Annotated in this window: 5 protein-coding genes and 1 pseudogene; 4 read left to right on the top strand and 2 right to left on the bottom strand. The window is 30.9% G+C overall.

Annotated elements, in window-relative coordinates:
• The 3 genes and pseudogenes from EO083_RS10150 to EO083_RS05385 form a co-directional block, all read left to right on the top strand.
• Positions 1-63 (top strand): SHOCT domain-containing protein (locus tag EO083_RS10150; protein ID WP_206512276.1); only part of this gene is annotated, 63 nt, incomplete at its 5' end.
• 496 nt (positions 64-559) lie between these two features.
• Positions 560-676 (top strand): annotated as a pseudogene (locus tag EO083_RS10145) (IS3-like element ISKol7 family transposase); the annotation flags it as partial.
• A 428-nt stretch (positions 677-1,104) separates the two neighbouring features.
• On the top strand, positions 1,105-3,171 hold the full coding sequence (locus EO083_RS05385; protein ID WP_126993151.1) for a heavy metal translocating P-type ATPase: 2,067 nt from the start codon (positions 1,105-1,107) through the stop codon (positions 3,169-3,171).
• A gap of 403 nt (positions 3,172-3,574) precedes the next feature.
• On the opposite strand, the gene EO083_RS05380 is transcribed toward EO083_RS05385, so the two are convergent.
• Together EO083_RS05380 and EO083_RS05375 are read right to left on the bottom strand one after the other, a co-directional pair.
• The gene (locus tag EO083_RS05380; RefSeq protein ID WP_114702203.1) at positions 3,575-3,928 is read right to left on the bottom strand and encodes a hypothetical protein; all 354 of its coding nucleotides are present in this window, start codon (positions 3,926-3,928) and stop codon (positions 3,575-3,577) included.
• Between the two features lie 12 nt (positions 3,929-3,940).
• Positions 3,941-4,630, bottom strand: a complete 690-nt coding sequence (locus tag EO083_RS05375) for a 16S rRNA (uracil(1498)-N(3))-methyltransferase (protein WP_241229979.1) — start codon at positions 4,628-4,630, stop codon at positions 3,941-3,943.
• Between the two features lie 88 nt (positions 4,631-4,718).
• Between EO083_RS05375 and leuS the strand changes: the two genes are divergently transcribed.
• Positions 4,719-7,196, top strand: coding sequence for a leucine--tRNA ligase (gene leuS, locus EO083_RS05370; RefSeq protein ID WP_126993149.1), 2,478 nt, complete (start codon positions 4,719-4,721; stop codon positions 7,194-7,196).
• Positions 7,197-7,200: the final 4 nt, after the last annotated feature.

Below are 7,200 nucleotides of genomic sequence, written 5' to 3'. Positions count from 1 at the left end.
AAATTCGTAAATGGTGAAATTACAGAAGAGGAATATTTAAGAAAAAAGAAACTTATTGAATAGGAGGTCGAAAGTATTAATATCTTGAATATTTGTGGCGAATTTATTAATGAATTAATTAGTGAAAATGATCATTATAGATGAAAAACACATGTATTTTCAAGTTTTTGAAGCTTTTGTCTTCATACGCAACTGAAGAATCGTTTAATTTAATAATGAATCATTAAAAATAAAAGTGATTAATTCCAAAAATCAGGCTTAAAATAAAAGTAAATAATGTATTTATTAGAATCAATTAGAATCAAAATAATATTTGTAATGTATAAAATTGGTTGCTAACAATAGATTAATACTGTAGTTCTATTCTTATTTTATTTTAATGAAAAAAAGAAAGTTGAGTATTGGAGTTTTATTTAAAGCATTACAAGGTATAAGCAAGAAAGTTTACTGAAAAAATAAACTTAGGTTGGTATTAGAAAAAGGTGTAAAGTAATGACAAAAGACGATGGAATAAAAGGGGACTGAGTAATACTAATAGAAGGATAATAGGATTTAATCTACAAATAGAAAATTTATGAAAGAATGTAAGGTGATAGGAATAAAGTAAGTATTTACAAGTTACAACAATTCAAAAGGAAATGCAAACACAGGAATATATTTTAGGAGTTGTAAACAATAAGTAGTGTAGCCATTTGAAGGAACAAGTTGTTTAGAGCTAGTAAAAAACAAAGAAATATGAAAAATTTGCAACAAGGAATTTTCACACTGTGTGTTGAGACACAGAAATTCAAGCGAGGAATGTTAAGAATAGCTAAATTATACAAAAATTTCTTGATTTCTGTCCTATTTTTGGGAATATTATACGGAAAAAAGTTTTATAGTTTATCAATGGATTTGGAAAAGAATTAAATTCAAAAATAACAAATTATATAGTTTTTCAGAAGTTGTGGAATTATTAGCGGCATTGGTTGTACCCAATTATAATGGATGTTTTAAGATCGAAAATTCTAGATATGAATAACTGGAAAATACGAACTATTATAATTTTTCAAGTAATAGAAATAGAAAATAATTATTTCAATTTTTAAGGAGAGGATGGAAAGTATGGATAGAGAAAAAATGAATATGATTCATGAACATCATGATCAAAATATGAAAAATAAACAATCGAAAGATAATGATCATTCAATAAAACATAGTCGTAAACACCATGATCATCATAGCCATCACGCTCAAATGGTTGAGGATTTTAAAAAACGCTTTTGGATATCATTAATTTTAACAATTCCAGTTTTAGTATTGTCTCCACTAGTTCAAAAGTTACTTGGACTCGAAAATTTATTATCTTTCCCAGGAGATTTATATATACTTTTTACTATTTCAACTTTTATTTATTTTTATGGTGGATATCCTTTTTTGAAAGGTTTTTATGAAGAAATCAAAGGTAGAAAACCTGGAATGATGACTTTAATTGCCATTGCAATTACTACGGCATATGTATATAGTAGCTTGGTTGTTTTCGGATTAGAAGGCGGAATATTTTTCTGGGAATTAGCAACATTAATTGACATTATGTTGCTTGGTCACTGGATTGAAATGAGATCAGTAATGGGAGCTTCGCATGCATTAGAAGAACTAGCAAAATTGATGCCTTCGGATGCGCATAAACTCATGCCAGATGGTTCGTTAATAGATATCCCTCTTGAAGAATTGAAATCAGGGGATATTGTTATTGTAAAACCAGGTGAAAAAGTTCCTGCCGATGGTGTCATAATAGAGGGTGAAAGTTCATTAAATGAATCAATGTTAACAGGTGAAAGTAAACCTGTATCAAAGAAGAAAAATGCTCTTGTAATTGGTGGTTCAATAAATGGTGAAGGTTCCTTGAAAGTAAAAGTTAAAAATACAGGAAAAGATTCATATCTTTCTCAGATAATAGAACTTGTAAAAAAAGCACAGGAAAGCAAATCCAAAACACAGGACCTCGCTAATCGTGCAGCAGTATGGTTAACTTTTATTGCATTATCAAGTGGTGCAATAACGTTTTTTATCTGGACGTTGATAATGGGAAAAAGCTTTGTTTTTGCTCTTGAAAGAACAGTTACAGTCATGGTAATAACTTGTCCTCATGCACTAGGACTAGCAGTCCCATTAGTTGTTGCAGTTTCAACAGCAATATCAGCAAAAAATGGGTTGCTTATTAGAAACCGTGTGGCTTTTGAAAGAGCAAGAAATATTCAAGCTATAGTGTTCGATAAAACTGGTACCTTGACCATGGGCGAATTCGGTGTAACTGATATAGTTAATCTTTCAAATGATATGAATGAGGAAGATATTTTAAATTGTGCGGCTTCAATTGAGATGCATTCAGAACATCCAATTGCAAAAGCTATTGCTAAATATGTTAAAAATCCAATGAAGGTAGAAAACTTCAAAGCCATTCCTGGAAAAGGAGCTGAAGGTAGTGTAAATGGAAAACATGTTATGGTAGTTAGTCCTGGATATTTGAAGGGAAAAAATGTAAAAATTAAAAATGAAAGGATAGATAAATTACTATCAGCAGGGAAAACAGTAGTTTATGTGTTGATAGATTCTGAACTAAAAGGAGCAATAGGACTCTCTGATATTATAAGATCTGAGTCAAAAGAAGCAATAGCAAAATTAAAGGAAATGGGAATAAAATGTATGATGTTGACAGGTGACAATAAACAGGTAGCAAAATGGGTTGCTGACGAACTAGAGCTCGATGAATATTTTGCGGAAGTTTTACCGCATGAAAAATCACAAAAGATAAAGGAAATTCAATCTCGAAATTTAGTTGTTGCGATGACTGGAGATGGAGTAAACGATGCACCTGCTTTGGTTCAGGCAGATGTTGGTATAGCAATCGGAGCAGGTACAGATGTTGCAGTTGAATCTGCAGATATAATATTAGTTAGAAGTGATCCAAGAGATGTGGTTTCAATAATAGGTCTTGCTAAAAACACATATAAAAAAATGATAGAAAATTTATTATGGGCAACAGGATATAATGCTGTGGCAATACCTCTTGCAGCAGGCCTTTTGTATAAATGGGGAATTCTTCTAAGTCCAGCAGTAGGTGCTGTGTTTATGTCTTTAAGTACAGTTATAGTTGCGATAAATGCAAAGCTACTAAAATTAGAACACTAAATCTAAACACAACTCTTGGATAACTTTTTTGAGAGAGTTGTTATTATAACTTTAAAAAGATTTAGAATCTATACGCTTTGGTTAATGTAAAAGTTATTTGTCCATTAATCTAATTATTTTAAGACGAGTATAAAGTTATTCATTAATATTGTTAACTACTGTCCTGATAACGTATGTATAATCTATACCTTTATCGTCTCTTATTTACTTTATCTTAAGTTTTTCAACAGGTGTTCCTTTTTTAATATTCAATATATAGAGGTTGTTATTTCATTTTGAGTACGTTTGTCATCAAATTGAATTGAAAATAATTATTGAATAAGTATAAAAAATAAAAAACCCAGTTTCTAGTTCAAACTTACTAGAAACTGGGAATATTTACAGTCGGAAGTAAATGGTTACTTTATTTCTTTAAATTAAAGTAATCAGTATTTTCGTCATGTTCAATCTTTAGATACCTATTTTTTGCAGCTTCAAAGATTCTTTCAATAATTGCATGTAAATCACTATCTTTGAATTTTTCCAGCTTTTCTTCCAATTTTTTAGAAAATTCGTAATGCTCACCTTCAAATTTTATATCTTCTTGTGAAAATTCATTAAATTCAGGGTCGATAGAAGAAAGTAATTCCAATAATGTGTTAATAAATACTTCTCTAACATCTGATTTTCTTTTGGCGTTGGCTAATTTTTCACGATATGAAGGTTCAATTTCATGTTCATACTTTACAAATGAGATAATCTTTTTGCCTTTTTCCATAAAATCCCCCCTTTAAATTTTGTTGAGTGCAATTGCAAAATAGCTCAAAGCAACAAATGCTGCGGTTTCAAAACGCAAAATTTTATTTCCCAAACGTATTGCATTGAAATTTGAAGACAGAAAATCTAGTTCTTCTTTTGAAAAGCCACCTTCTGGGCCAACTATTATTGAAACTTTCTCATCAATATTGGCTGGTAATTTGTGACCGTTAAAATCTAGAAAATAGGTATTTTTGGTTGCATAGTTTTGAATGTTTTTAAAATTAATAAAATCTACATTTGGAAAATGAAACCTTACACATTGTTTTGCACTGTCTCTAATGACCATATTTATTTTTTCTACTTTATCTTTATAATCTCTATTTGAAAAAGCAGTTTTTGTTATATAAATATTGTCTACGCCAAGTTCTACAGATTTTTCAATAAGCCATCTAAGGCGCTCCCATCTTGAAGCCGGTGCAAAAAGGTTTAGGATAGTTTTTTCGCTACTTTCTATATATTTAGACTCGAGGATCTCTCCAAAAGATTTCTTTTTTCCAATTTGTGTTATTTTTACTTTGTAGTAATATCCTTTTCCGTCTGTACATTCAATTATATCACTTTCTTTTTTTCTTACTGTTTTTAAATGAACAGTTTCATGCTCATCGAAAATTAGATTATTATCTTCTTTTATTCCGAAAAAAAGATTTGGCAATTTTATCACCTCAATCAGATTATACTACATTATTTGTTAACTATTACTATTTGTAGTATAATCTTAATAAAACAAGATTAAGTAAGGAGGGATTTGTGTGAAAGAATATATTCCAAGTCAGATAGAAAAAAAGTGGCAAAAAGTATGGGAAGAGAAAAAAGTATTTGAAACACCACAATATTCTGAGAAACCAAAATTTTATGATCTAGTAATGTTTCCATATCCTTCAGGGACATTACATGTTGGCCACGTGAAAAATTATGTTATTGGCGATATAGTTGCAAGGTATAAGAGAATGAAAGGTTATAATGTTTTGCATCCATTTGGTTACGATGCATTTGGTCTTCCTGCTGAAAATGCAGCTATTAAAAATAAAATTCACCCCGAGGTTTGGACTTTTAAGAATATAGAGACAATAAGGAACCAAATTAAAAAGATAGGAATAAGTTATGATTGGAAAAGGGAAATCGCAACTTGTACAGAAGATTATTACAAATGGACTCAGTGGTTATTTGTTAAAATGTATGAAAAAGGCCTTGCATATAAGAAAAAAGCAGCAGTTAATTGGTGCCCAAGCTGTCAAACAGTGCTTGCAAATGAGCAAGTTGTAGATGGTAAATGTGAAAGATGTGGTACAGAGGTTACTTTAAAACATCTTGAGCAATGGTATTTTAAGATAACCGATTATGCCGAAAGGCTTTTAAATGATTTAGAAAAGCTAGAGGGGTGGCCTGAGAATGTAAAGACAATGCAAAAAAATTGGATAGGAAAAAGCACAGGTGCAGAAATTGATTTTAAAGTTGATGGACTTGACATGAGCATTAGAGTATTCACTACAAGGCCTGATACGATTTGGGGAGTAACTTTTATGGCTATTGCTCCAGAATCACCACTTGTAGAAACGCTTGTAACTGAGGATAGAAAAAAAGAATTAGAAGAATTTTTGAAAAAGGTTTCTTTGGAAGATAGGTTTAAACGAACAAGCTTGGAAGCCGAAAAGGAAGGCTTTTTCTTGGGAAGATATGCTATAAATCCTGTTACTGGAGAAAAAATTCCTATTTACGTTGCTAATTATATATTATACGAATATGGAACAGGTGCAATTATGGCAGTGCCTGCACACGATCAAAGAGACTTTGATTTTGCAAAAAAATACAATATACCAATAAGACTTGTTATTGACAATCCTGAAAGTCCAATAGATGTAGAAAAAATGGAAAAATCATACGAAGATGAAGGTATAATGGTAAATTCTGGACCATTTAATGGCATTTCAAGCAAAGAAGCAATTGAAAAAATAATAGATTATCTTGAGGAAAAGAATATTGGAAAAAGAAGTGTTCAATATAAATTGAGAGATTGGCTTATCTCAAGACAAAGATATTGGGGAGCACCTATTCCAGTTGTTTATTGTGAAAAATGTGGTACGGTAGCTGTTCCGGAAGAACAACTTCCAGTGAAACTTCCAAAAGATGTTGAATTCTTACCAACTGGACAATCACCACTTTCATTGGATAAACAATTTTTGAATACAACATGTCCAAAATGTGGTGGCCCTGCAAGGCGAGAAGCTGATACAATGGATACGTTTGTGGATAGTTCATGGTATTATCTAAGATATGTAAATCCAAATCTTGAAGATAAACCATTTGAAAGTAAAGATGTTAACTATTGGCTTCCAGTTGATCAATACATAGGTGGTGTTGAACATGCAGTTCTGCACCTTTTATATTCAAGATTTATAACTAAAGTTTTGCATGATATGGGATATGTTCATTTTGATGAGCCATTTACAAACCTATTTACACAAGGAATGATTTACAAAGATGGATGGAAGATGAGTAAATCTAAAGGGAATGTAGTATCTCCAGATGATATGATTGAAAAATATGGAGCAGATACACTCAGAACATACATATTATTTATGGCTCCACCGGAAAAAGATGCAGAATGGAGCGATGCAGGAATAGAAGGTGTTCATAGATTTTTAAAGAGACTTTGGAATAATATTTATTCTGTGCTTGAAAAAATCAAAAATGTTAGTGCAGAAAAAATAGAATTAAAAAATAAGTTAGAAAAGGATTTAAGAAGGAAATTACATCAGTCGATTAAAAAAATAACTGAAGATATAGAAGGTGGATTTAAATTTAATACGGCAATTGCAGGATTAATGGAATTAAACAACAGTTTTTCAGATTATTTGAATAAGACCGAGGAAAAAGATTTAAATTTACCTCTTTTGAGGGAACTGGTTGAAAAACTTGCACTTATACTTTCACCATTTGCACCACATATGGCTGAGGAGATTTGGCATGACTTAGGCAATGATACATTAATTGTAAATGAAGAATGGCCAAAGTATGATGAAAAGGCTTTGGAAGTTGATGAAGTAACTGTAATTATACAAATAAATGGTAAAGTCAGAGGAAAAATAAACGTTGATGTCAATGCAGATGAAGAGACAGTAAAAAAGATTGCTTTTGAAGAGCCAAAGGTATCTTCATATATAGAAGGAAAAGAAATAGTAAAGGTTATTTATGTAAAGAATAAGTTGCTTAATATCGTTGTAAAATGAGGAG

This window comes from Thermosipho globiformans, assembly GCF_003990895.1.
Lineage (GTDB): Bacteria > Thermotogota > Thermotogae > Thermotogales > Fervidobacteriaceae > Thermosipho > Thermosipho japonicus.
Note: the sequence above shows the minus strand (reverse complement) of the source record. Positions and strands in the feature narration are given on the sequence as shown.

Excerpts from the sequence above, each read along its gene's own strand:
- EO083_RS05380 (WP_114702203.1), bottom strand. The coding sequence starts at position 3,928 with ATGGAAAAAGGCAAAAAGATTATCTCATTTGTAAAGTATGAACATGAA.
- EO083_RS05385 (WP_126993151.1), top strand. The coding sequence starts at position 1,105 with ATGGATAGAGAAAAAATGAATATGATTCATGAACATCATGATCAAAAT.